This is a genomic window from Sphingobium fluminis, assembly GCF_037723805.1.
Classification (GTDB): Bacteria; Pseudomonadota; Alphaproteobacteria; order Sphingomonadales; family Sphingomonadaceae; genus Sphingobium.
In genome coordinates this window covers 167,823-189,114 of sequence record NZ_JBBJUK010000002.1, presented here as the reverse complement: position 1 = coordinate 189,114, position 21,292 = coordinate 167,823, and the positions used below count along the sequence as shown (strand labels likewise).

Genomic DNA, 21,292 nt, shown 5'->3' with positions numbered 1-21,292 from the left:
ACCAGTGTTCGAAGGTCACGATCTCGATGTCCACCGTGGTTGTGGTGACCAGCGGAGGAAGGGTCACTTCAATTTTCCGCCAGATGCCGGGCTTCAGAGCCACTTTGATCCGCTCCCATGGCGTTATGATGAAGACATGATTGACCTTTTCGCCCGACCCGGGGCGCGCCGTCGAAACCGTCAAGCGTAACGGCCAACTACCATGGAAGTTCTATATTTGATCAGCCGGCGCTGTTGCTATCGCCAATTTTCACGGTTGCGTGCCGGACGCGGGATCGGGCTGGAATCGATCGGTGATGACTCTGCCCGATAACATGCTTGCAGCCGGAATGGGATTGACTAGCGGGATGCCTGCGTCCGCGGCGGCCGGGGCCAGCGCCGCATAACGGCCCGGTTCCCCGTCCCCCTGTGTAAAAGTGGAGGCGGGCCGTTGCCCGGCGGACATCATCGCCCCGCCTGTTGGCTGCCCGTCGTCTGGCGCTGTCATGGTCCTCTCGCCTAGCGCAGCGACGATCAATGCCAGACCAAGCGCAACGCAGATCAGCTTATCCATGACGACCGCTTCCCCTCAACATGTCGACGGCACGACATTTTCATTATTATAGATGCCGTTGGTGCCTCCGCCATAATCGCGCTGATCCCGCACCGTCATGGCGGCGATGGCCGTGATTTGAGACTGGGGAATGAACAGCCTGGCGATAAGAGGTTGATAGTTGTACGAAATTTCGACGAACATCAGCGCGCCGTCGTCAGGCGCGGTCGCCAGTTGGCCGCTGACCGTGATGCCGGTCAGATTGGTGTCTCCGCCCCGGCCATAGCTCGATGGCCAGATTTTCGCACCCCGGCATCGCTGCCAGCGAATACGGTAGCGATTGGTGGGATTGGGATTGGCCACTGGCTCGAGGCTGCTCAGGATGACCCGGCCGTTGCCGTACAGGTCTAGCCGTCCGCCTTGCAACCCGGCGCCTGTCAGCAGGTCGTTGATCTGCGCTTCGGTAATCTGCTTGTTCGCCAGCACCGTGCCCGATCCGATCCGTGCGGCGTTGTCGGCGACATGCAGCGCCAGCTGGCTGACGCGCATTTTGGTCGTCACATAGCTGGTAAGCTCGGCACCCGTGAAGGCGACGGCAGTCATCAATGGAAGAGTCAGTCCGAATTCGACGGCCGCCACGGCGCGAGCACTGGTGAAGAGCGCGCGAATAAACCGGGCGCTGGTCATGAACAATTCCCTACGATGGGTGCACCGTTCGAGCCCTGTTCGCCGAAGGGCTGGTTTTCGAGCACTGTCCGCGCCTCCACCGTCACATTGGCGGGCAGGCCCACCAGTTTGGCGATCGGAAACAGTCGGGGATAGGTGATCCGCACTGTGTAGACGACGTCATCCTTTGCACCACCCTGGCCATTATCGCCGCCATCGGCATCCCAGACGGTGTTCCGGTTGTTATCCTGAAAAGGCTCGGCGGCGTCACAACGGCCATTGGCGTTGATGTCCTGATAAGGTTCGGCGGTGGCCTGTGCCGCCTTGGTAAAATCGCGGAAATAGCGACGGGAAATGTCGACAGTGGAATTGGCCGCCAGATGCCTGACCTTGTCGCGCACCGTGTCGTCCAGCGCCGATTGTTGTGCTTCGGCCTTGCCGCTTTCCAGCGTAGCGTCGCGGGCGCTTTTCTGGACCGCGCCTTGCAGCACGGACTGCATGTACAGACTGTGGCCCAGGTCCATGAACCCCAGCAAAGTCGTCACCAGCAGCGTCGAGATCAATCCGAACTCGATCAAGGTAGCGCCGCGCTCGTCCGTGGCGAGAGCGTGCAAGCGGGTGGATCTGCGGCTCATTTGGTGAGCCTGAGCTGCGAAATTTCGTCCGCGATCTGCTGGAAATTCGAGGTGAGCGTCGCGCTGTTCGCGGCCGTATAGAAGCGATTGGGGGATGCGCAGGATTGCAGCAGCGCCTGTGCGCCCGAACTCACACCCGTGCCGAAGGAAACGACCCAGAGCGTGATGTTCTTTGCCTTGATCGCCGAACAGAGCGCCTTGGTGCGTTCATTGACGACGGCGGTGAGGAGGGTATCGCTGGGTGCTGCATTGCTGCGCGTCTGCCGCCGGTCCCACCAGGCGACGCCATGTGCCGTGTAGCCCTGAGCATTGGTGACGGTGTCGCCGTCCGTCATGAAGACGATATGACGTTCAATCTCTCCGCCGGCAGGGGTGAAGGCGTTTTCGGACGCGAAAAGTCCGGTCGGCGACAAGAGCCGCGCGCCCCAGAGCAGCCCGATATCATGATAGGTGTTCCCGTTGGGATAAAGCGAGTTCACATAGGTTTCGAAGGCGCTCGCGCCTGAATAGGTTTGCAGCTTGCTCGCGGGCGCGGGGCAGGCATAGGTGTAGTTGCGGCTGAGGTCGCTCGTCGTCTTGACCTTTGCCGTTGTCCAGTTCCCGTTCTTGTCATAGCGACCCCAAACGAGGTCGGGCAATAGGGGCCGCCATCTGGTGGCGTCTGCGCTGGTGGGCAGCATATCGATGTTCATGTCATAGGCGCTGGCCGGCACGGGACTGAACTCGCCAACCGGATTGTCGTCCATGTTCTGGAACGTCTGCCGTTCCTCGATACAGCCGTCCCACGCGATCGTCGCATTTTTGCCATAGGGCCCGACATCGGCCATGATTCCCGCGTTCCAATTGCCGCCGCCCGCCTTCAGGCCGCTGACGTCGAAGCTATGCTGGTCATATTCCCACTCCTTGAAGGTGGAGGAGTCGGTGCGCTGATATAGGCGCTTGAGATAGCCGCTGATGTACCGGCGCTGGATCTGGCATTTGCCGCTGACCATCACACCCTGATAATTATAGGCCCGACCATCCTGATTGGTGGACCATCCGACGACCCGGTCCGCGCCGCTGGCGGTGGTCGTTTGATCATAGGGCGCGCCTTCTGTACCGGTCATTTCGATATTATCGGCCGGAATCTTGCCGGTGCAGCTACTGCCGCCCGGACTCCCGAAATTTTCCCACGCGCTGTAGGTCATGCTGTAAGGAACCTGCTGGGTCGAAACGACCTGCTCCTTGCCTTCCTTATATCCGTCGGCATTGCCGCCGCCTGTGGTTTTCGCCTGCCGCGACTGATAGTCGGCGGCATCGACCATCCATTCGTTGAGGAGCAGTCGGCCCACATTGACATTGGAGGAATAGGGAACGAAGCCGAAGCGCAACTGCACGCTGTTATTGCGGCTTGCGACGGGATCGGTGCCGCAGTTGGCGGATGTATCGATCTTTGCCAGCGCCTCGTAAAAACATTTCACCGCGGTCTTGAGGCCGTTGATCTTCGTATCGCTGTCGCCCGGATTGGTCGACGCCATCGATCCCGTGGTGTCCAGCACGAACATCACATCGGTGTTGGGAATGCGCATTTCGGCATCGCAGACCACGCTGATGGTCTTGGAGCTCTGGCCGAATATAACCATGATCGTCATGGGAAGGACGACCGATGCCGTGCCGCTCACCTTGCCCTGACTTTCGACGAAGCTTTTGGTCAGGCCGCTGGAGCCGTAAGACCCGCTGACATAGTTGATGTTGAAGATGCCCTCCGCCGTAGTGCGCGCCTTGTAGTTGGTCGCGCTCCAGGCACCGCCGCCCATCTGCTTGCGCCCGGCCAGAGCGCCGGCGTCGCATGCATGCTGAAGCCGGGTTTTGACGAGGTAGATGCGGGCCATGTCGACCCCGCCGCCGATAAAGCCGAGCAGCGGCAGAAACCCGGCCGCTACGAGCACGAGCACATTGCCAGCTTGGTTGCTTTGCAATCGACCGAGAAAACCCACAACACGCTCCTCCAGAGAAGCGTCCGTATCGGATTAGAGTTTAATTGTGATTAACTAGCTGATTTTACGAAATTAATATAGATTAGTTTGCCGGCGCCGGTCGCTGATCCGACGGAAGCCATCGCGCATGCTGCCTGAGTTATGCCTCATTTCATTAGATGTTGATTGCTGGGTCATCGGGCGGCAGGATCTGAAATCAAGGCATAAGGCGCTCGCACCTGATCAATGCGCGCGCCATATAATATTAGGAGCAATAGGAATGGACCTGAAAATGTCGCGGCGCCAGATGGTTGGCGCAACTGCCGCCTTGCCTTTCACGGCGGCTTTGCCGGCCTTGGCAACGCCCGCTAAATCCGCTCTGGACAAGACGAGGCTCGACAGAATTCCCGCTGCATTACAGGCTTATATCGACCAGGGCGTACTTGCCGGCATTGTCACGATGGTCTGTCATCGTGGCGAAATTGTGCATGTCGATGCGCTTGGCTGGCGCGATATCGAGACGCGATCCCCGATGCAGCGCGACACCCTGTTCCGCCTCGCCTCCATGACCAAGCCGGTCACATCGGTCGGCGCTCTGATGCTGCTGGAAGAGGGCAAGATCAAACTCTCCGATCCCATCCGGAAATGGATCCCCGAGCTCGCCAACCGCCGCGTGCTCCGCAAGGCCGACGGACCGCTGGACGACACTGTCCCTGCCGCACGCGACATCACGGTGGAGGATCTGCTGACGCACAGATCTGGTCTGGCGCTGCCAGGCATTATCACCGGGCCGATCGCGCAGGCTTATGACAGTGCAATCGGCTGGGGGATATCGACGCCATGGACGACGGACACCTGGCTCGCAGCGGTAGGCAAGCTGCCGCTGGTCTATCAGCCGGGCGAGCGGATGCAATATGGCATCTCGACCGACGTCCTCGGCTTCCTGATCGAGCGCGTCGATCGCAAGACGCTGCAAGCCTCCCTGAAGGATCGCATCTTCGCGCCGCTCGGGATGAAGGACACCGACTTCTGGGTCCCGCCAGCAAAGATCGACCGGCTTGCCTCGCTTTATCAGTTCGATGAGGCCAAGGGCGCGCTGACGAAGGCGTCCGACTTCATCACCAAGGATATAGGCAAGACGCCGCCGATTTTCATGGGCGCCAGCAGCCTGATCTCCTGCGCCGACGACTATATGCTGTTTGCGCAGATGCTTCAGAATGGCGGCCGTTCGGGCCGGGCGCGGATATTGAGGCCCGAAACCGTGCGCTTGATGCGGACCAACAGACTGACGGCCGCACAGCGGCAGCATCCGTTCATCGGTCAGCCGCTCTTCTGGAAAGGCATGGGCTTTGGCCTGGGGGTCGCCGTCGTTCAGGAGCGGACGGCCAGCAACATCTCGAACGGCAGTGCGGGTTCCTATGGCTGGCCCGGCCTGTGGGGCACCTGGTGGGAAAATGACCCGGTCGAGGATCTGACGCTCATCTACCTGATTCAGCAGGCCGCACCGATCACGCCCAATGCCGGCGCGGTGATCGCCGGTGGTCGCGGCGTCAAGAGCCGCGAGGCACTGCCGCTGTTCGAACGCATGGCTTATGAAGCGGTCGGCTCACCGCCGCCATTGGGCTGACCGGTCGGGAGCATCTCGATCGACACAGGATCGGGTTGCCACCCACATCAGTGACCTCATGAATACACCGTCTTCCGCAGACAAGCTTGTCGAAAAGGGCTCCATGCCGTTTGCACATGGTCTTGCGAGGCCAACAAAAAGCCCGCTAAGTCATTGCGACCTAACGGGCTTTTCGATGGTGGGCGTGGCAAGGATTGAACTTGCGACCCCTGCGATGTCAACGAACCGCAGAACAGAAAAATGGCGCAATTCTGCGGTTTTTTGTCAGTCAGATTCGGAAAAATCATGTTTTTGGTCGCGAATGAACGCTATTTCACCCAAAACTCACCCAAGTTTTTTGGTCGGAAACGTGCTGTCGCTCTAGCTCGAGTGCGAGGCGATATCAGAACGAGGGATCTTACCAACATTGGCGTTCACCGTTCTTAACTTGCTCCAATGTGTAAAGGAGGCATCTTCAAAAAGGACGGCTTTAGCTGGTATCGCTTAGGAAGAGCAACGTCCGGCGAATGACAAGGTCAAGAATCCTACGACGTGCCCGCAATAGTGGAGGCACGTCGTAAGTGATACGAGGTTTACCGTTGTCTCTCTGTGGTGCAGCTGCTTCCTAGTGGCAGGCGAAGTTCAGCCGCTTGGCATCAGCTATGGTCCTATCAGCGTCGGACGCGATCAGGAATCCATTGGACTGCGCCAAGCGCGTGACCGCCGTGACCTTTGCTACGTAATTCTGTGGCGACCCATAGCGCTGGCACATTTGGTCTGGGGTATTCGACCACGAGCGGGATCACCCGTCACGATGGGCGGCGGTGGTGTCGATCTCGGGTAAGGTCGGCTGCTCGGCCTACACGCTGCACGAGTGGGTAAAGAAGGCAGAGGTCAATAGCGGCAAGCGCGCTGGCGTCCCGACCGAGGTCGCCGACAAGGTGAAGGCGCTGGAGCGCGAGGTCCGCGAGCTGCGGCAGGCCAACGAGATTCTCCGCAAAGCGTCGGCATATTTTGCGCAGGCGGAGCTCGACCGCCCGTTCCGGCGATGATCGCCTTCATCGACGATCACCGCGATGCCTATGGGGTCGAGCCGATCTGCCGCGTCCTGCCGATCGCCCCATCCACTTACCACGAGCGCGTCGCGCAGCGACAGGATCCGACACGCCTGTCGGCACGAGCGCGGCAGGATGCGGCCCTCAAGCCGGAGATCGCGCGCGTGTTCGCCGAGAACTTCGCGGTCTACGGTGTGCGCAAGGTTTGGCGTCAGATGATGCGGGAGGGTGTGTCCGTCGCCCGCTGTACGGTCGCTCGGCTGATGCGCGAGATGGGCTTGGCAGGGGTGATCCGGAGCAAGCCGGTGCGCACCACCATCAGCGACAAGGCGGCACCATGCCCGCTCGATCACGTCAACCGCCGGTTCTATGCACCAGCGCCGAACATGCTGTGGGTGTCGGACTTCACCTACGTCGCGACCTGGGCTGGGTTCGTCTACGTCGCCTTCGTCATCGATACCTATGCCAGGCGGATCGTGGGCTGGCGGGCCAGCAGGACGGCCCATGCCAGCTTCGTCCTCGATGCCCTGGAACAGGCGCTTCATGATCGCCGGCCGACCCATCGGGGCGGCCTCATCCATCATAGCGACCGTGGGTCGCAATACGTGTCCATCAAGTACACCGAGCGCCTCGCCGAAGCCGGGATCGAACCCTCGGTTGGCAGCGTCGGCGACAGCTACGACAACGCTTTGGCCGAGACGATCAACGGCCTTTACAAGGCCGAGGTAATCCACAGGCGTGGACCGTGGCGCAGCTTCGAAGCCGTCGAATATGCCACGCTCGAATGGGTCGACTGGTTCAACCATCGTCGGCTGCTGGAGCCTATCGGCAACATCCCGCCTGCCGAAGCCGAAGATCAATATTATGCTGCCGCGAGCAATCTCGATATGGTGGCGTGACTCACAACCCAACGCCTCCGGCAGACCCGGTGCGGTTCAGTTCTGCTCAGGCGGCCTGCCTCGACTACGGTTCTCAGGCTCAATGGGCAACAAGTCCTTCAGAACACGCCATTCTGTCTCAGTGAGATCGCCTCTGCTCAAGCCTGCCTCCAAAAAGCAGCCTTGAATCAACCGACGAAAGCCTCGTCAACTACGGTTTCCGAGTCGAAGTGCGCTGGAGATCGACCTTCCGGCATTCACGCACATAGTTATCAAGCACGTCGGTTCCGAGTATAGTCCATCGTGATGGAGCGTCCGTAGCATTTAGAGCCGCGATGACTCTTTCCGTCGGCACCCTCGAAAGTGCTGTCGTGCCACAGGCAAGATATCTTTCGCGATCATCAAGCGCCATCCTGCGCCCACCTTCCTCCGACAGCTTCGTCGCAAGCAAACTGACCGCATCGCCACTGGAGTTACTTGGTGCACAAGCCACCAAAACAGGGAGAAAAAGAGAGGCGTGAACGATATTCATCGCAACCCACTCTATCGAATACGCAGGGCAGTGCAATCGATCAACGGCAATGCCCTGATCCGCAAACTATTTTGTCCACGCCGCCTAGGTCATACTAATCGGTGGATTTGGTTTATAACCGAACTTTTTTAATAGCGATTTTCAGAGCATCGCGCGCTTGTGGCGTGATTGTGCCGGTAACCTTCAGGTCGTGTAATTTTTGGAACTCTCGCAGCGCCGCACGGGTTTCCGGCCCCACGTGGCCGTCAATCGTCCCCCAATAGCTCCCATGCCCGAGGAGACCGATCTGAACACGACGAACGATCGCGGTGGCGCCCAGCTCCGCCAGCGTTAGATCGCCACGGATTGCCTCCAATGCCACCTTCGCCTTGAACTCCGCCGAATACCGCTTTCCCGTCGTCTTCATGCCCATCCCATTCCTCAGGTCGGGATTAGCTTAACACCCTGTCCAAATATCTGGCACCACCTCAGTCAGAACGCCTCATCTGGGCTTTGAGGCCACACGGCAGGAAGAATTTCCCTCAGTTTTCCATCAGGATGCGGTTCTCCAACGCGCCCATCCGACCCGCCGAAAATGCTCACTCAACGCATTCGTGAACTTGTAACACGCGTTTTATAGTTTATGATGTTCTTCGATGAAGCTCTACCGCGATCATGAAAAGCCGCAGGAACAGGGGTTGGCGACTTCGACGGCGAATTGAAATCGATCGAAATGGCTCCGAGGATGCTAGAATACCGGAAAGGCCACACATGTCACAGCTTCCTAATGGACCGACGGCCAGTTTACTGGACCTTTCCGGAAAAACCGCGCTGGTGACCGCCGCCGGGCAGGGTCTGGGACGCGCGGTCGCGCTGCGGCTCGCGGATGCAGGTGCGAACATCGTGGTCTCGACCCGCCGGCCAGAGCCCGGAGAGGCGGTGGCGGACGAAATACGCGCCGCCGGCGGGAAGGCGATCTCCGTCATCAACGACGTGACGGACCTGTCACAGATCGGCCCCGCGCTCGACAAGGCGACCGGGGCTTTCGGCGGCGTGGACATCCTGGCCAATGTCGCTGGCGGGATGCACCCCTTCATGCCGTTCCTGGAGTTCGACGAGGCGACATGGCAGGCGACGATGGAGCGCAATGTCAAAGGCACCTACTTCATGACCCAGGCCGTGGCGAAGCGGCTGGTGGCAACCGGCAGGCCGGGCAGCATCGTGGTGATCGGGTCGACCGCGGCGTTCCGCCCCGACGATTTGATGTCAGCCTACAATTCGGCGAAGGCGGCGCTACTGCAGTTCACCCGCTCGGTTGCGGTCGAGCTAGCTCCACACAAGATCCTGGTCAATGCGGTGCTTCCGGGTCCGCTGCGGACCACCAACACCGAATGGATCTACGACGATCCGAAAATCGCCGCGATCGTCAAAGAAAAGGTGCCGTTGGGCGGCCCTGCGGACCCTGACGACGTAGCGAGCGCGGTGCTCTATTTCGCCGGCAGGGGCGCGGGCCATAATACAGGCTCAATGCTGGTGGTAGACGGCGGTTTCCTATGCACGTGACAGGCCAGCGTGACCTCATCCGCACCTCATGTGGAGCGCATCGGGGCCGCGGACGCCCCATGCAGATGATTGAGGCTCTCGCAGACGATCTGGCCTTCGAGGCAGGGCGGAATCGTGCAGTGACTTCCCTTCGGCCGTGTGGCGCCTGTGGACAATTGCGCGCAGCTTCCCGACTAATTGTGCCCTAAAAGAAAACGTGAACCGTAGAGAGAGGAAGCCATGAGCAGGTTTTTCGGCTCCGCAATGCAAACGGCCTTCGTTGTCCACAATATCGACGAAAAGATCGATCGCTGCGTTGAGGTCGGCATCGGGCCCTTCTTTGTTGATCCGAATCTAACCCTGCGAATGCGCTATCGCGGCGAGCGTCGCGAAGTTCAGGTTTCCATCGCAATCGCCTATTCGGGATCGATGATGTACGAATATATCGAACCGCTTGACGATACGCCGTCTCCATACAGCGATTTCCTGGTGAACCATCACGAAGGCGGCATGCATCACCTCGCCTATTTCTGCGACGATTACGATGATGTCCTTGCCCAGGCCAAGTCACGCGGCGGGGATTTTGACACCATCATGGAACTTTACACGGCCGATGGCAGCCTGATGGAAATCTACCTTGAACCGAAAAATCGCCCCGATGCGATCCTGTCGCAGTTGATCGTCGAGAGCCTGTTCGGCGGGTTTTTCAAGGAAGCTCAGTCCGCTGCGGCCGAATGGGACGGCACAAATCCGGTTCGCCCGCTCTTCGACCTGCTGCCCCCCAGTTTTCGGCCGCTGGCGACCTAACGACATTTTGAGAGCTTCCAGCGGCATCATCAAGTGACATTCAAGGACCCGCATGATGTGTCTGGATCGACCGAATGCCCCTGTAAGACTTATTCGTGTCCTCATGCCATATTTCTTCAACCTATACTTATTGCTGCCAAATGAGCGCTGAGAGGCGTTTGAGCCCTATTTGTGGATCGCCTGTTCCTGATGCGGCATCAGGTCAGGGACCATCAATGGTATGTCCGCTAACCGAGGAGCGCGACAGCCTAAAAAAAGCCACCGCCTATTTGACCTGTGGTCACATCGTTCCGCCAGGGATGCAAAGTGAGATACGCATTTGTTGCCGAGCATCGTGACCAGTTCGAGGTTCGATCGATGTGTCGGTGCCTGCGCATCCAGCCCAGCGGTTTCTATGCCTGGCAGAAGAGTCCGCTGAGCCAACGGGCCCAGGAAGATGCTCGGCAGACGGAGTTGATCCGGCAGGCCAGGAACGAGAGTGGCAAGGTCTATGGCTACCGCAAGTTGCATGACGACCTGTTGGATCAGGGCGAGATCTGCTGCCCTGACCGTGTCGCCCGGTTGACCAGGCTGGCGGGTATCAAGGCGCAGATCGGCTACAAGCGTCGGCCGGGCGGCCAAGGCGGTAAGCCGTCCGGGCCCGATTGGCGGCCGCCGTATCCGTCGCTATACCTTCAACATGCGGTAAAGCCACCGTCGACGGCGATCGCCGCGCCGTTGACGAATGCCGCTTCATCCGACAGCAGCCATTCACGGCAAAGCCGACCTCTTCGGGCTGACCGAACCGCCCGATCGGGTGTCGTGCCAGGACTGCGGCCCTTTGCTCCACGGCCTCATCGCTTTCCAGAAAGCCCGCGACCATTGGCGTTACAATCATTCCTGGTAACACTGCATTGACACGCACACCGGTAAATCCCGCCTCACAGGCCGCGGCGTGGGTCGCTCCAAGAACGCCATGTTTGGTAGCTGCATATTCGATCGCATGGGAGCTGCCGATCACGCCCTGAGTCGAGGAGTTGTTGACGATCGAGCCCCCCGTCTGGCGCATGGCAACGATCTGATGCTTCATGCACAGAAAGACGCCTTTAAGGAACACGCTGTTGGCGCGGTCCCAGGCCTCTTCGGTGAGGTCCTGCACGGCTTGGAACTGCAAATGCACGCCGGCATTGTTGAACGCTCCGTCTATCCGTCCGAATGTGGCGACAGCGGTTTGCGTCATGGCTTTGACGTCAGCTTCGACCGACACGTCAACCTGCATGGTTTCGACCACACCGCCTTCCGCGCGGATAAGATCCGCCGTCTCGTCGACCGATTGTAGCGTGCGTCCTGTGGCGAAGACTTTCGCGCCCGCCCTGGCGAGGACCAGCGATGTCGCACGTCCGATACCCGAGCCCGCGCCTGTTACTATGATGACCTTGTTAGCGAGCATTTCCTTCTCCCTTATCCTCAATTGAAGACCAGTACGGGTCCCAGTGGTACATTTCTCATGGCTGAAAATGCAGGAGCCGGTTGGTGCCGTCGATCGTCAGGAACCTGAAAAGAGCTTCGCGGCGCGCCTGATCGTTCATTCGAAGATCTGCGGTTTCGGCTGATCGTCCGGGTGGGCTGACTGACGAAAAATCGACGGAAGGCGCCGAGCGGACAGGATTTGCATCTATCTCGCTTGACGGGCCGTAACGTTGTTGGCCATAGGTCTTCCAACAGCCAGCCGCCGCCCTAGTTGCCTTCCAGCAGGCCGGATTCCACTCGTGTGTCGTCGCGTGCTGCATACGAGCCACATGGCGCTGGAAGAGGCAATACTGGCCACATCGATGACCGCTTATGAGCCGCCCTGATCATGGCATTCTCGCCGTGAAGCCTTCAGGCCCCTATCATCCCAGCATTCGGATTGGGTTCGACCCATCCCAATCCACCGCAGCGTCCGCGATCATCTTGCACAGGCCGTCCATCGCCTCGCCGCGCTGCACCACCTCCGTCATGCAGCCGATCAGATGGCGCGTATCGAAGTAGGCAAATTGGACCCCTCCGGTATCCGCTTCCTGGGCAACCTCAATGCCCATCGCGGCGAATCGCTTGCGCTCAGCTTCGAGATCGTCCGTGATGTAGCATTGGTGGTGGTAGATTTGCGTTTCGGCAGGCGCCGTGTCGCGGTAGACGTTGGGACCTGTGCTTTTCGGCTGGATCAATTCGACCTGGATCGGACCGGCCTGGCAGAATGCAATGTCCATCACGATCTCGGCGGCCTCGCCGCGATATCGGAAATTCTCAGGCGCGGCGTTGCGGATGACGAAAAATGGGCCGGTCTGCTCCATCTTCAGCCAGCCTTCGATTGCAGCATCGAGATCATCGACCACATAGGCTGCCTGCATCACCTCTTTTGTCTTATACATCTTCCGCTCTCCTATTCCCGGATTACCCCGCGACCTAGAAGCTATGCTTTAGCCACAGGCGTCAGGTCCTGTTGCCCGGCCAACGCATCTGTTATGCAAAGACCATACGCCGTATAACACTTGTTACAAGTAGGAATTACAACTGATGTCTCTTCCCGTCGATCGAAACCTGCGTCGGAGAGAGGTAGCGGAGGCAGCATACGACATCGTAGCAACCCAAGGCCTTGATATGCTCACTATCCGTGCGGTTGCAAAGGCAAAGGGGTGCAGCACGGCAATCGTGAGTCACTATTTCGCAGACAGGCAGGATCTCCTGTCCGCTGTTTATCGCCTTGCCTCCGAGCGAACCTTTACGCGCTGGAAAACAGTCGAGGCTGGGGGGGGCGACCTGTGTGCATGCCTGAGGGAAGTTCTTCCTACGGACACTGACATGAGGCAGTATTGGCGAGTATATTTCTCATTCTGGGGCAGGGTCGGAATTGATCCCGCACTGGGATCGATCCATAGCGAGATGCTGGAGCGCAGCAAAGCGAATGTTCGGCGCATAATGGCCCAGGACCCCCTGTTTTCCCGGTTCGAAGGCATGGACCTGGAAAGTCTGATCCGCCAGATTCTGGCGTTACATGCGGGTATTGCTACGCAAGCCGCTATCAGCGAGACGTACTGGCCGGCTGACGAACAGATTGCAGACCTGCAGAGCGGCTTGGCCAAACTTCTCGCGGTCGGGTAATTACAATTCCGGGGCAAGGCGCTGACGAAAGCGGCGCCGAGCATTGCCAGCACTTGGTCGGGCTCCGTCTCTCCTGGAATGCTAAGCTGGGCTTGGCCGAATAATCAGAATACGGCAACGGGCACGGCGATGCGGTCGACGCAAATACACTTCGGGGTTGTGACCTGGTGCAGATGAAGATCGGCGACATCGTCAGCGGCGGGCAGATCCGAACGCGTGCGATCGTCATGCAGGAGCAAACAGATCGACCCGTTCAGTTCGAACTGCTCCCCGACGCTCGGGCTAGCCTGCTGGCCTGGCTCAATCGCCGGGGTGGCACGGTGGACGAATATGTCTTTCCCAGCCGGGTTGACCATAACGGGCATCTTAGCACCCGTCAGTACGCCCGGCTCGTCGATGAATGGGTCACCGGCGTGGGCTTGATGCGAAGCGAATATGGCACCATTCACTTCGGCGAACCAAGGCGTCGATCATCTATAGGGCAACCGGCAATCTATGTGCCGTCCAGATCCTTCTCGGGCATAGCAAGATCGAGAATACGGTGCGCTCCCACTCATGGCGTACCATGGGGTTCGACGATGAGGATTTCGAGGATGGCGGGTCTGACCGTTTCATCGATGCAATCGTCGCCTGGGGCGACGAAAGTGCCTTGCGTATGCGCATCGACGCCCACTTGCACGCTGGCGCCAGCCAAGTTTGCATCAAGGCGCTCGCGCCAGACGGAAGCACCGACTTCCGGGTGCTTGAGCGCCTAGCACACCAGGCGGGATGACAGCCCGAGTTCACGTGCGACGAGCAGGCGGGAATTCTGATCGTTCCGGTTTCCATCGCGGTGCACCAAGCTGACCACCTGGCGCGGACGGAACAGCTATTGCAATGAGCGCGACGAATTATCGATAGCACCTGGATAAGAGATGGAGAAGAAATGGCTGGTTTTTCATTTAACACTGTAGCAATGCTGATCGTTTCTGTGGCAGCTCAAATATTGGCCATTTCCCTGATGCCGATGACGCGCGGGCTGAGCCATCCTCTTTTTACCCTCGCTATGGCAGTAGCCATATTGATCGGTGTGGGCCTGATGGCACGTATTGCCCATGCGGGAGTTGATCTGAGCGCTCTAGCTCCAATTATTGCGGCGACGGTACCGCTGGGAGCAATCGCGGTAGGCATCTTCGCCTATGGCGAGTCCGCGTCACTGGCCAAGCTCGCGACGTTGGTTACTGCATGCATACTTGTCGGTGTTGCTAATATCCTCTGAATAGCTGCGGTGTGCGGAGGAGCTGCTGCCTTAACGAAACGGCAGGCGACACGCAGCGTGACTACCTTCAGTGAGCGTCATAGAGGCGAGAGTGGCCATCGCAGGGTAGCGCTCTCTGGGATCCTGTTCAATCTTTTACAGGGAGCGGTTTCATGGCCCAAAAACGAGCCGAATCGATCCACGCTCAACGCGCTGCTTGAGGGGCCGCGATTGAACACTTGGCGAGTTCCCAGAACTCCTCTCCGGCCGCCGAAAGCTCAGCCCTGCGGCGGAGCAGCTGGAAAGGAACGGTTGCCGGTGCCGCTAGCGGCACGCGGACCCCTATGACGGAACCCGGATCGTCTGCTCCAAAGTCGAAAAAGGCGGCGATCGCGTCCGGTGATCGAGTGTGGTCGGCTATTTCCGGCACTTCGACGAATTGGGCGCCGGCGTTGATCAGCGGTGCATAGAGCGCATCCCACAATTTGGGGTAGAGGGCTCGGGGGTAGGCCTCAATAGGGTAGCGCGCTACGTCCTCCGGCGACATCGAAGTCGCCGCTGCCAGCGGGTGCTCCCGGCCGAGGGTGAGTGCGACTCCGTATCGCTTTAGCAAGATTCCCTCATAATGGGCAGGTTCGACAACCCCCATTATGAAAGACATCTCGATATCTCCAGCGTCGAGCCAGCCGAGTAGCGCCGGCACCCAGCCCGTCTCCAGCTCAAGGCTCACATTTGGGTGAGTGATAGCCGGCGGCGTGGAAGAAGTTGGCGCATTCGTCTGGGTGGAAGCGATCGAGCAGATTGCCGATACGTTCCATGAGTGCATCGACGGTTCGGGCGGGCTCCTGCCGCAGGAGCGCCTTGAACTTGGAAAATGCCATCTCGATCGGGTTCATGTCGGGACTGTAGGACGGCAGGTTGAAGATCTGCGCGCGGCGTGCTGTAATCGCTTCCCGGATCCCACCTTCACCTCATGATGGCTAGAATTCGTCGGTGCTTTTGTCAGCCGCCGGCTTTGGGCGTCACCCAAACCTCAACCGGCGCGACAAATTTGCCGGGCGCAGGCTTTCCGACATGGACCCGATCGGCGGTTACTCGCTCGCCGGTTTCGAGATTGAACGTAATCCAGGGCTTAGGCATCCGTCCGAACGTCATTTTCCGGATAGGCTGGCCCGTAGCGGTATTCATGATGGTTGCAACGATGCTCATCGCGGCGCGATAGCGATCGGGGAACAGTCTTGTCCAGCGATGGATGGTTAGCGATCATATCATCACACCCTCACCGCTTGTTCAGTGACGCAAGCTGCGGCTAAAGGTGCGTCCTCGTTTGTTGAAAGGCATCTCATGAACAACAGTGGTCTCGCTGACGCCGTCGCCGGCGAACTTGGCCTTACCAAGGCCGACGCCCGCAAAGCCGTCGATACGGTCTTCGCGACCATCGCAGCGGCGGCGGCGAAGGGCGATGAAGTATCGCTCAACGGCTTTGGCAAGTTCAAGGTCAAGGAAAGCGCAGCGCGCGAGGGCCGCAATCCCTCGACCGGTGCGACGATCCAGATCGCAGCTTCGAAAAAGCTTGGCTTCTCGCCCGCGAAGGCAGTGAAGGATCAACTGAACGGATGAAGGTCATCGGCCCCGCGTTCGGGTGGGGTCGATCTCGCATAATATAAGGTCCATCGGCGCTGATCCATCCGTCGTTGGAGCATCGAACGGCCCGTTTGTAGGACAGTTGCGCGTTCGCGATGATGATGCGTTCGCGCACAATTCGCATCGGGAGAATGGCTGATGACCTTCGAGGAACGACTGCTTTCCCTTAGAAGTCTGATGAATTCGGCTCGGGTCGACGATACCCGCTATCTGATTGCGGAGCGCTTCGCGACCTTGGCTATATCGATTTCCAGGATTTCTGTCGCTCGCCTCCGCCATCTGTCAACATCGAGGTGATCGAGCAGGCGTTCGCGGCAAGTGTCGCGCTTTAGGCTCAGCCATTGGATCGGATGAGGCTGTCGAAGAGCAGTGCTATCTCCTAGCATTACGTGTCTGCCGCACCCAGACTGGCGAATGGTCGTCGAGTGCAGAAGCATGCCGAGGGATCATCATGTCCGATGAGACGACGGACGACGAGAAGGTCTTTTTCACCCTGGCGCTCGTCGAACAATGCGTTCGGAATACAAGTCTTGAAGATCTCCATGCGGGCATGTCGCCAGGCAGCATGACAGGCGTTTTCAGCGACGTGAAGGTCGTGACGCCTCGTGGAGAAATTCCCTGGAACCGTGTCTCCCGGATTCCGATGACGAAATGAAGGCATTGATGATCGAGGTGACGAACAGGGTTTTCACATTTCTGACCCATGTCGAAGATCTGTTGGTGATTAACGCGGCAAGCCGGTGGAACCGGCCGCAACTCGACCCCGCTATGGTGCGTTCAGCGAAACGTCGAGCGGCCGAGCGAAAGTAACTCGGAACCTATACTTCCTTGCCGCTACAGGCCAATTCCGGTGATGTTTCGACGATTTAGGTGGAGGGGAGATGATGAGTTGAGTAAAAGCTAGGAAGACTGACTGAAGAACGCTGAATTTCGGTGTTTGGAGGCTGAGATGGTTGATATGATCGAGGATCGATCTGACCACCCCGCTGGTGACGAGAAGAGACCCGCAGGTGTACGGCATTGGGCTTGGACGCCCTGGTATGCGAAGGCCTGGTGGGGCCTGGCACTGCTATATTGGCTCTTGCGAGGGCTGTCCTACAAGGTAGATGCCTTGAGCTGGATGAACGAGGCTGGTTTTGCGGGCTATTTCGTGGTCGCGTTTTTCCCACCCTTGATGCTATTCATTTTGGCTTTCGGAGTCTTAAGGGCCCGAATGAATGCTGCTGCCGCCAATGGCCTTCCAACTGAAGACACTGAAGCAGATATCGGCCATTTCGACCTTTTTGATCAAAGACGGGGGCCATCCGGCCTTCCTATAGATATTGATCCCCTTCACCCTCGATCGGGTGCCCTATGGATTGGAAATCCACTTAATCCATTAAATGCGAGCTATATCAATCGCGGGTCTTAAACGATCCGTCACCATCGGAGGAACCTCCAGCGGGATCGTTGGACAATCGTCCCTTGGAAAGGACCGATGACTGTTCAAACGATGTGACTGGGGCATTGATATCGAAGGTGCCGCGACCGTTATCTGCATCACGGATGTAGCGGTTGCGCAAACCGTCTTTACCTAGAATTTGTTCGGAGAGCTCCCTCGAGAATGCATGATGTGGCGAGGTCGAGCTAGCTGAAGTGCGTTCAGCATTAGCTATTGCCTGGCGGATATCAAAGTTCACGGCATCGAGCGAAGAGGTCGCAGACTCAGTCGTTGTGCCGCTCTCCGCGCTGGCCAACGAAAGGGAACCAGCGACTCTCCCCGTCGACTGGCCCTGCTTCCCTTTCTGCTGTCCCCTGACTTGTTCACTTGACCCCGCAATTTGCCCTTGAACCGATACCGTGAAGACGTTTTGATCCTGCGCGTTCCGAGCGACCGTGCGCTGCCATCCCGTCTGCGCCATCACGGCCTGGACATCACGCTGAAGCGTATCAGCAACCTGCGGTTTAAGGCGCCAGTGGCCCTTCCGGTCAATTTCGAATCCTCCACGGAGCCAGTTGGCCAAGGCTGCCTGGCCTTCTGCCCCTCCGCCCATGAAATGTTCGATCGTGTCGGGACCCGCCTGCTTGCCCGCCTCGAAGCGCGTGCTGGTATCGTTACGGGCTGACCTCTCGAAGCCTGCGCTGCTCGAGACGAGAAGGTCGTTGTGCGCCAGGCTGAAGCGGGCGTGACCGCCATTGGCGACCGCCCCGAGCTGGCTTTCGTTGAGAAGCCCGGCCTTCCACATCTGCGCCGCCGTCTGTGACGTGAGGTTGAGCCCGAAATCGCCATTCTGATCCATGGCAATCTGGCGCTTCGAAAGTTCAATACCGTTTGCCCGAAGGAGCCCCTGCATCCGGGACAGGCGCTCCTTATCGACGATCGAGGTCAGACGCGCATTGCGGGCGCGGTCGGCAATGCCGGCTGCACCGCCTTCGGTCATGTCCACTTGGTTGCCGGACGTGTCCGCCAAGGTCCGGATGAAACTGTCGAGCCGGGCGGCCTCCCTAGTCGATACGCCAGCGGCGGTGGCGCCCTCAGCGAAGCCGAAATTGTCGGATTGACGGCGTTGCTCGCCGATGCGAGCGGCACCGCGCGTCCCGTCGAGGCCCACCTCGCGTTGCGCATCGAGCTTTCCCGCTCTTTCTGCAAAATCATAGCCGGCTGTCTCCCTGGCGCGACCATAGACGCTTGTGCGCTCTCTCGCTGCCTCAGCGGTTGCGCCGTCGGCGGTGCCGAGCTGGGTCGAGGCGGAGTAGATCGCCAAGGCGCTTTCCACCTGAGCCTCGTTGCGGCCTGTGGCGCGGGCGAGCTGGGTGATGGCCGAGGATCTGGCTTCGCCCGAGAGGGTGTTGATGAAGGCGATGCGGCGGCTGGCTTCCTGGAGCGGGATCCCAAGCATATCGGCGGCGTTACGCTGACCCTCGTTGGCCCCGGTTCTGTAGGCTTGCTCGGTAGAAACATTGCGGCGCTCGATCCCCGCGACATCCGCGCCGGCAAAGTCACGCCGTCCTTCCATCGCGCCGACCTGGACCTGCGCGCCGGTGAGGTCGTTGCGGAGCATCTGCTCCTGATCCCAGGCGTTTGCGATAAGCTTGGCGAAGGTCGGATCGACCGACGCCTCTGCGATCACGCTGGCAGCCTTGAGTTCAGCATCCTGGCCGTTGTAACCGCCGCGCTCGAAATGGCGCGCCGCACTCTGCTGCATCATGGCATAGGCGCGTTCGTCGCCGAACGCCTTCCATTGGACCATTGTCTGGGCAAAGGCGGCAAAGGCCTGTTCACCGCGTTGACCTTCCCCGAAATAGCGGGTTCCAAGGCTGCGCAGCGCAGCTTTTTCGGCGAACTGATGGATCGCCGCTGTCGTGGCGTTCGCGCGGACGGCCTTGGCCGCCTGCGGGCTGCCAAGCGGCCCCGCCGCTAGGGCAGGGGCAACGGCGCCGAGCGAGCGCTCGCCATCGAGAGCGCCGAGGGACAGGCCGGCTTGCCCCGGCATCCCGCCGCCTTCGCCGAGGATGGTATCGGCCTCCCCGAACGAGCGGGATGCCGCAAAGCTGGTCCGCTCACCGAAATCGGCGAAGCGTGACGAGACGGCCCTGCGCTGGGTGGTCCCGAGTGCCGCGCCTTGTGCCTCGAGCGCAGAGGCGTAGCCCTCGCTCGTTGCCAAGGGCGCGGCAGCGCCCGACGCCTGCGCGTGGATGCCTGTCGAGGCGCCGGTCAGCGCACTGAAGACATTGCCCGAGAAACGGAACACGGTGAAGACGAAGGCGCCTGCGAGGCCGGCAGCAGCGAGCCTGTAGGTGCCGAAGACGCCCAGCGCTTTCATCGCCGAAGAAGGGGCCAGCATCCAGGCATTGGCCGCCACATGATTGGCGCGCATTTCCCCCAGCACATCCATCGCGCGGCCGAGGGTCAGCTGATAGATGCCCGCGTCGATCACGCCCCAGAGCGCCACGAACACGAAGAGCCCGAGCGCATAGCTCAGGACGCGGAGGTTGATAGGGGTCAGCACGAAAAGGAGCGCGACCGGCACCATGAAGAGCATGATGCCAAAAACCGTGGCGCGGATCGTCGGCATCCACTCATTCGCTGCGGACATCGTCGCCAGGCCGTTCGAGATGACGGCCCGGTTTGCCATGACGCGCGCTGCGGTGGCCGGCGAATCCTCGAAGAGTACGTCGCCGACGCTCGTGCCCAGCATCACGTCGGTGAGAAACGCTTGCATCGAGAGCGGCGTTCCCATCATCATCTGCCCCATCTCGCCGAGCTGGCTCTTGCAACGGGCAAGTTGCGCGGCGTTGCCGACGTCGAAGCCGGTCCGGATGCAGGCCTGGCGAACATAGGCATCGAACAGGCCCGGTTCAGCGAGCCGGGTCGAGATATGGTCCCAGGCGTCGTCGCAGCTCATGGTGACGCCGCCCTTGTCCGCCGCCGTGTAGACGGTAGAGAACGTCGCCGGCCCGGCCATTGCGGCGAAAGCGGCGGGAAGATCGGTCGTGGTCCGGAAGAGGCTGTCATCGTCGACGCCATAGGCCGGCGAGACCCGTGCGACCGGATAGCATTGGCGCACATAGTCCTTCACCGTCGCTTCGAGGAAACTGTCCGTCATCGGGCCGCGCGGCGCCGCGGCGTTGGAGAAGAGGCTGAAGGCATGCCCGCCGGCGCCAAATTCGAGTTTGGCGTTGGGATCTAGCGTATTGTCGTCGATCGTCTCGGCCAGCGCGCGTTCGATGAGGTTGGTCGTGCCCGCGACCAGGACGAGGAGGTTCGGGACATCGCCGACGGGCTGATAGGCGTTGCGGACGCGATCATAGACATGGACCGTCCCCGTCGTTGCGACGAAGCCGACGAAGAGGCCGACGCCCATGAGAATCTGAAAGCCGAACGCAACAAGCCCCATGCCTTGGCCTCTGATGCTGGCGCGCACGGCGCCGAGCGCTATGCCGGCGACCGCCATGATGAGAACGAGGGTCTCATACCGCGGATCGGCGAAGATCAGCGAGACAAGGCGGAAGGCATCGACCGTCTCCTCGAAGCCGTCATAGCTGTGATAACTCGCCTCCAGCGCCAGCGCCGGCAAGGGAAGCGCCGCCATGGCGGCTCCAAAGCCCAAGAGGAGGGCTCTAT

Annotated in this window: 22 protein-coding genes, 2 pseudogenes and 1 other annotated feature; of the genes and pseudogenes, 12 read left to right on the top strand and 12 right to left on the bottom strand. The window is 59.7% G+C overall.

Annotated features, from left to right (window positions below; genetic code table 11):
- Positions 1-250 precede the first annotated feature (250 nt).
- From WG907_RS07025 to WG907_RS07010, 4 genes are read right to left on the bottom strand one after another with little or no spacing between them, the layout of a single operon-like run.
- Positions 251-553: a hypothetical protein gene (locus tag WG907_RS07025; RefSeq protein WP_340232033.1), complete on the bottom strand. Its 303-nt coding sequence runs from the start codon at positions 551-553 to the stop codon at positions 251-253.
- Positions 554-568: 15 nt separating this feature from the next.
- On the bottom strand, positions 569-1,219 hold the full coding sequence (locus WG907_RS07020) for a TadE/TadG family type IV pilus assembly protein (protein ID WP_340232032.1): 651 nt from the start codon (positions 1,217-1,219) through the stop codon (positions 569-571).
- A complete protein-coding gene (locus WG907_RS07015; RefSeq protein WP_340232031.1) occupies positions 1,216-1,833 on the bottom strand; it encodes a TadE/TadG family type IV pilus assembly protein in 618 nt (205 codons plus the stop codon). Before WG907_RS07015 ends, WG907_RS07020 begins: the two co-directional genes overlap by 4 nt.
- Positions 1,830-3,809 (bottom strand): Tad domain-containing protein, encoded by a 1,980-nt coding sequence (locus tag WG907_RS07010; protein WP_340232030.1) that lies wholly within the window; start codon positions 3,807-3,809, stop codon positions 1,830-1,832. Before WG907_RS07010 ends, WG907_RS07015 begins: the two co-directional genes overlap by 4 nt.
- Positions 3,810-4,068: 259 nt before the next feature.
- Here WG907_RS07010 and WG907_RS07005 point away from each other — a divergent pair, with 259 nt between their 5' ends.
- The gene (locus WG907_RS07005; protein WP_340232029.1) at positions 4,069-5,415 is read left to right on the top strand and encodes a serine hydrolase domain-containing protein; all 1,347 of its coding nucleotides are present in this window, start codon (positions 4,069-4,071) and stop codon (positions 5,413-5,415) included.
- 604 nt (positions 5,416-6,019) lie between these two features.
- On the opposite strand, the gene WG907_RS18210 is transcribed toward WG907_RS07005, so the two are convergent.
- Positions 6,020-6,166, bottom strand: a complete 147-nt coding sequence (locus tag WG907_RS18210; RefSeq protein WP_445326780.1) for an alpha/beta hydrolase domain-containing protein — start codon at positions 6,164-6,166, stop codon at positions 6,020-6,022.
- On the opposite strand from WG907_RS18210, the gene WG907_RS07000 reads away from it, so the two are divergent.
- Positions 6,165-7,348, top strand: a protein-coding gene (locus WG907_RS07000) for an IS3 family transposase (RefSeq protein ID WP_445326789.1) whose coding sequence is annotated in 2 segments (ribosomal slippage) — positions 6,165-6,408 and positions 6,408-7,348 — 1,185 coding nt in all. Because the reading frame shifts where the segments join, the coding sequence is not laid out codon by codon here. The genes WG907_RS18210 and WG907_RS07000 overlap by 2 nt on opposite strands.
- Positions 6,401-6,517: a sequence feature (AL1L pseudoknot), on the top strand. (Overlaps the previous gene by 117 nt.)
- Before the next feature lie 623 nt (positions 7,349-7,971).
- On the opposite strand, the gene WG907_RS06995 is transcribed toward WG907_RS07000, so the two are convergent.
- On the bottom strand, positions 7,972-8,163 hold the full coding sequence (locus tag WG907_RS06995) for a peptidoglycan-binding protein (protein WP_340232470.1): 192 nt from the start codon (positions 8,161-8,163) through the stop codon (positions 7,972-7,974).
- 509 nt (positions 8,164-8,672) lie between these two features.
- On the opposite strand from WG907_RS06995, the gene WG907_RS06990 reads away from it, so the two are divergent.
- From WG907_RS06990 to WG907_RS06980, 3 genes and pseudogenes are all read left to right on the top strand, one after another.
- Positions 8,673-9,401: an SDR family NAD(P)-dependent oxidoreductase gene (locus WG907_RS06990; protein ID WP_340232028.1), complete on the top strand. Its 729-nt coding sequence runs from the start codon at positions 8,673-8,675 to the stop codon at positions 9,399-9,401.
- Between the two features lie 219 nt (positions 9,402-9,620).
- Complete coding sequence (locus tag WG907_RS06985) at positions 9,621-10,187, top strand: VOC family protein (protein ID WP_340232027.1); 567 nt, start codon at positions 9,621-9,623, stop codon at positions 10,185-10,187.
- A gap of 227 nt (positions 10,188-10,414) precedes the next feature.
- Positions 10,415-10,823, top strand: a pseudogene (locus WG907_RS06980) (IS3 family transposase); the annotation flags it as partial.
- Here the strand turns inward: WG907_RS06980 and WG907_RS06975 are convergent.
- Both WG907_RS06975 and WG907_RS06970 read right to left on the bottom strand, forming a co-directional pair.
- Positions 10,768-11,616, bottom strand: a complete 849-nt coding sequence (locus WG907_RS06975) for an SDR family NAD(P)-dependent oxidoreductase (protein ID WP_340232026.1) — start codon at positions 11,614-11,616, stop codon at positions 10,768-10,770. The pseudogene WG907_RS06980 and the gene WG907_RS06975 sit on opposite strands and share 56 nt — an antisense overlap.
- Positions 11,617-12,058: 442 nt before the next feature.
- Positions 12,059-12,577, bottom strand: a complete 519-nt coding sequence (locus tag WG907_RS06970; RefSeq protein ID WP_340232025.1) for a VOC family protein — start codon at positions 12,575-12,577, stop codon at positions 12,059-12,061.
- Positions 12,578-12,722: 145 nt separating this feature from the next.
- Here WG907_RS06970 and WG907_RS06965 point away from each other — a divergent pair, with 145 nt between their 5' ends.
- The 4 genes and pseudogenes from WG907_RS06965 to WG907_RS06950 all read left to right on the top strand — a co-directional run bounded on the left by WG907_RS06965 (position 12,723) and on the right by WG907_RS06950 (position 14,565).
- The gene (locus tag WG907_RS06965) at positions 12,723-13,307 is read left to right on the top strand and encodes a TetR/AcrR family transcriptional regulator (RefSeq protein ID WP_340232024.1); all 585 of its coding nucleotides are present in this window, start codon (positions 12,723-12,725) and stop codon (positions 13,305-13,307) included.
- A 131-nt stretch (positions 13,308-13,438) separates the two neighbouring features.
- A pseudogene (locus WG907_RS06960) lies at positions 13,439-13,893 on the top strand (tyrosine-type recombinase/integrase); the annotation flags it as partial.
- The gene (locus WG907_RS06955; RefSeq protein WP_340232505.1) at positions 13,873-14,079 is read left to right on the top strand and encodes an LLM class oxidoreductase; all 207 of its coding nucleotides are present in this window, start codon (positions 13,873-13,875) and stop codon (positions 14,077-14,079) included. The pseudogene WG907_RS06960 and the gene WG907_RS06955, both read left to right, overlap by 21 nt.
- A 153-nt stretch (positions 14,080-14,232) precedes the next feature.
- The gene (locus WG907_RS06950; protein ID WP_340232022.1) at positions 14,233-14,565 is read left to right on the top strand and encodes a hypothetical protein; all 333 of its coding nucleotides are present in this window, start codon (positions 14,233-14,235) and stop codon (positions 14,563-14,565) included.
- 184 nt (positions 14,566-14,749) lie between these two features.
- Here WG907_RS06950 and WG907_RS06945 read toward each other — a convergent pair whose 3' ends face one another.
- From WG907_RS06945 to WG907_RS06935, 3 genes are read right to left on the bottom strand one after another with little or no spacing between them, the layout of a single operon-like run.
- Entirely contained in the window at positions 14,750-15,274 is a 525-nt protein-coding gene (locus tag WG907_RS06945; RefSeq protein ID WP_340232020.1) for a LysR substrate-binding domain-containing protein, read from the bottom strand.
- Positions 15,264-15,503, bottom strand: a complete 240-nt coding sequence (locus tag WG907_RS06940; RefSeq protein WP_445326788.1) for a transposase — start codon at positions 15,501-15,503, stop codon at positions 15,264-15,266. Before WG907_RS06940 ends, WG907_RS06945 begins: the two co-directional genes overlap by 11 nt.
- Positions 15,504-15,546: 43 nt before the next feature.
- Positions 15,547-15,753 carry a hypothetical protein gene (locus WG907_RS06935; RefSeq protein WP_340232019.1) on the bottom strand — a complete coding sequence of 69 codons (207 nt, stop codon included), beginning with the start codon at positions 15,751-15,753 and terminating at the stop codon, positions 15,547-15,549.
- Between the two features lie 84 nt (positions 15,754-15,837).
- On the opposite strand from WG907_RS06935, the gene WG907_RS06930 reads away from it, so the two are divergent.
- The 3 genes from WG907_RS06930 to WG907_RS06920 all read left to right on the top strand — a co-directional run bounded on the left by WG907_RS06930 (position 15,838) and on the right by WG907_RS06920 (position 17,599).
- A complete protein-coding gene (locus tag WG907_RS06930) occupies positions 15,838-16,164 on the top strand; it encodes an HU family DNA-binding protein (RefSeq protein ID WP_340232018.1) in 327 nt (108 codons plus the stop codon).
- A 475-nt stretch (positions 16,165-16,639) separates the two neighbouring features.
- Positions 16,640-16,843, top strand: a complete 204-nt coding sequence (locus WG907_RS06925) for a hypothetical protein (RefSeq protein ID WP_340232017.1) — start codon at positions 16,640-16,642, stop codon at positions 16,841-16,843.
- A gap of 294 nt (positions 16,844-17,137) precedes the next feature.
- Positions 17,138-17,599, top strand: a complete 462-nt coding sequence (locus tag WG907_RS06920; RefSeq protein ID WP_340232016.1) for a hypothetical protein — start codon at positions 17,138-17,140, stop codon at positions 17,597-17,599.
- Here the strand turns inward: WG907_RS06920 and WG907_RS06915 are convergent.
- Positions 17,583-21,260: a conjugal transfer protein TraG N-terminal domain-containing protein gene (locus WG907_RS06915; RefSeq protein ID WP_340232015.1), complete on the bottom strand. Its 3,678-nt coding sequence runs from the start codon at positions 21,258-21,260 to the stop codon at positions 17,583-17,585. The genes WG907_RS06920 and WG907_RS06915 overlap by 17 nt on opposite strands.
- Positions 21,261-21,292: the final 32 nt, after the last annotated feature.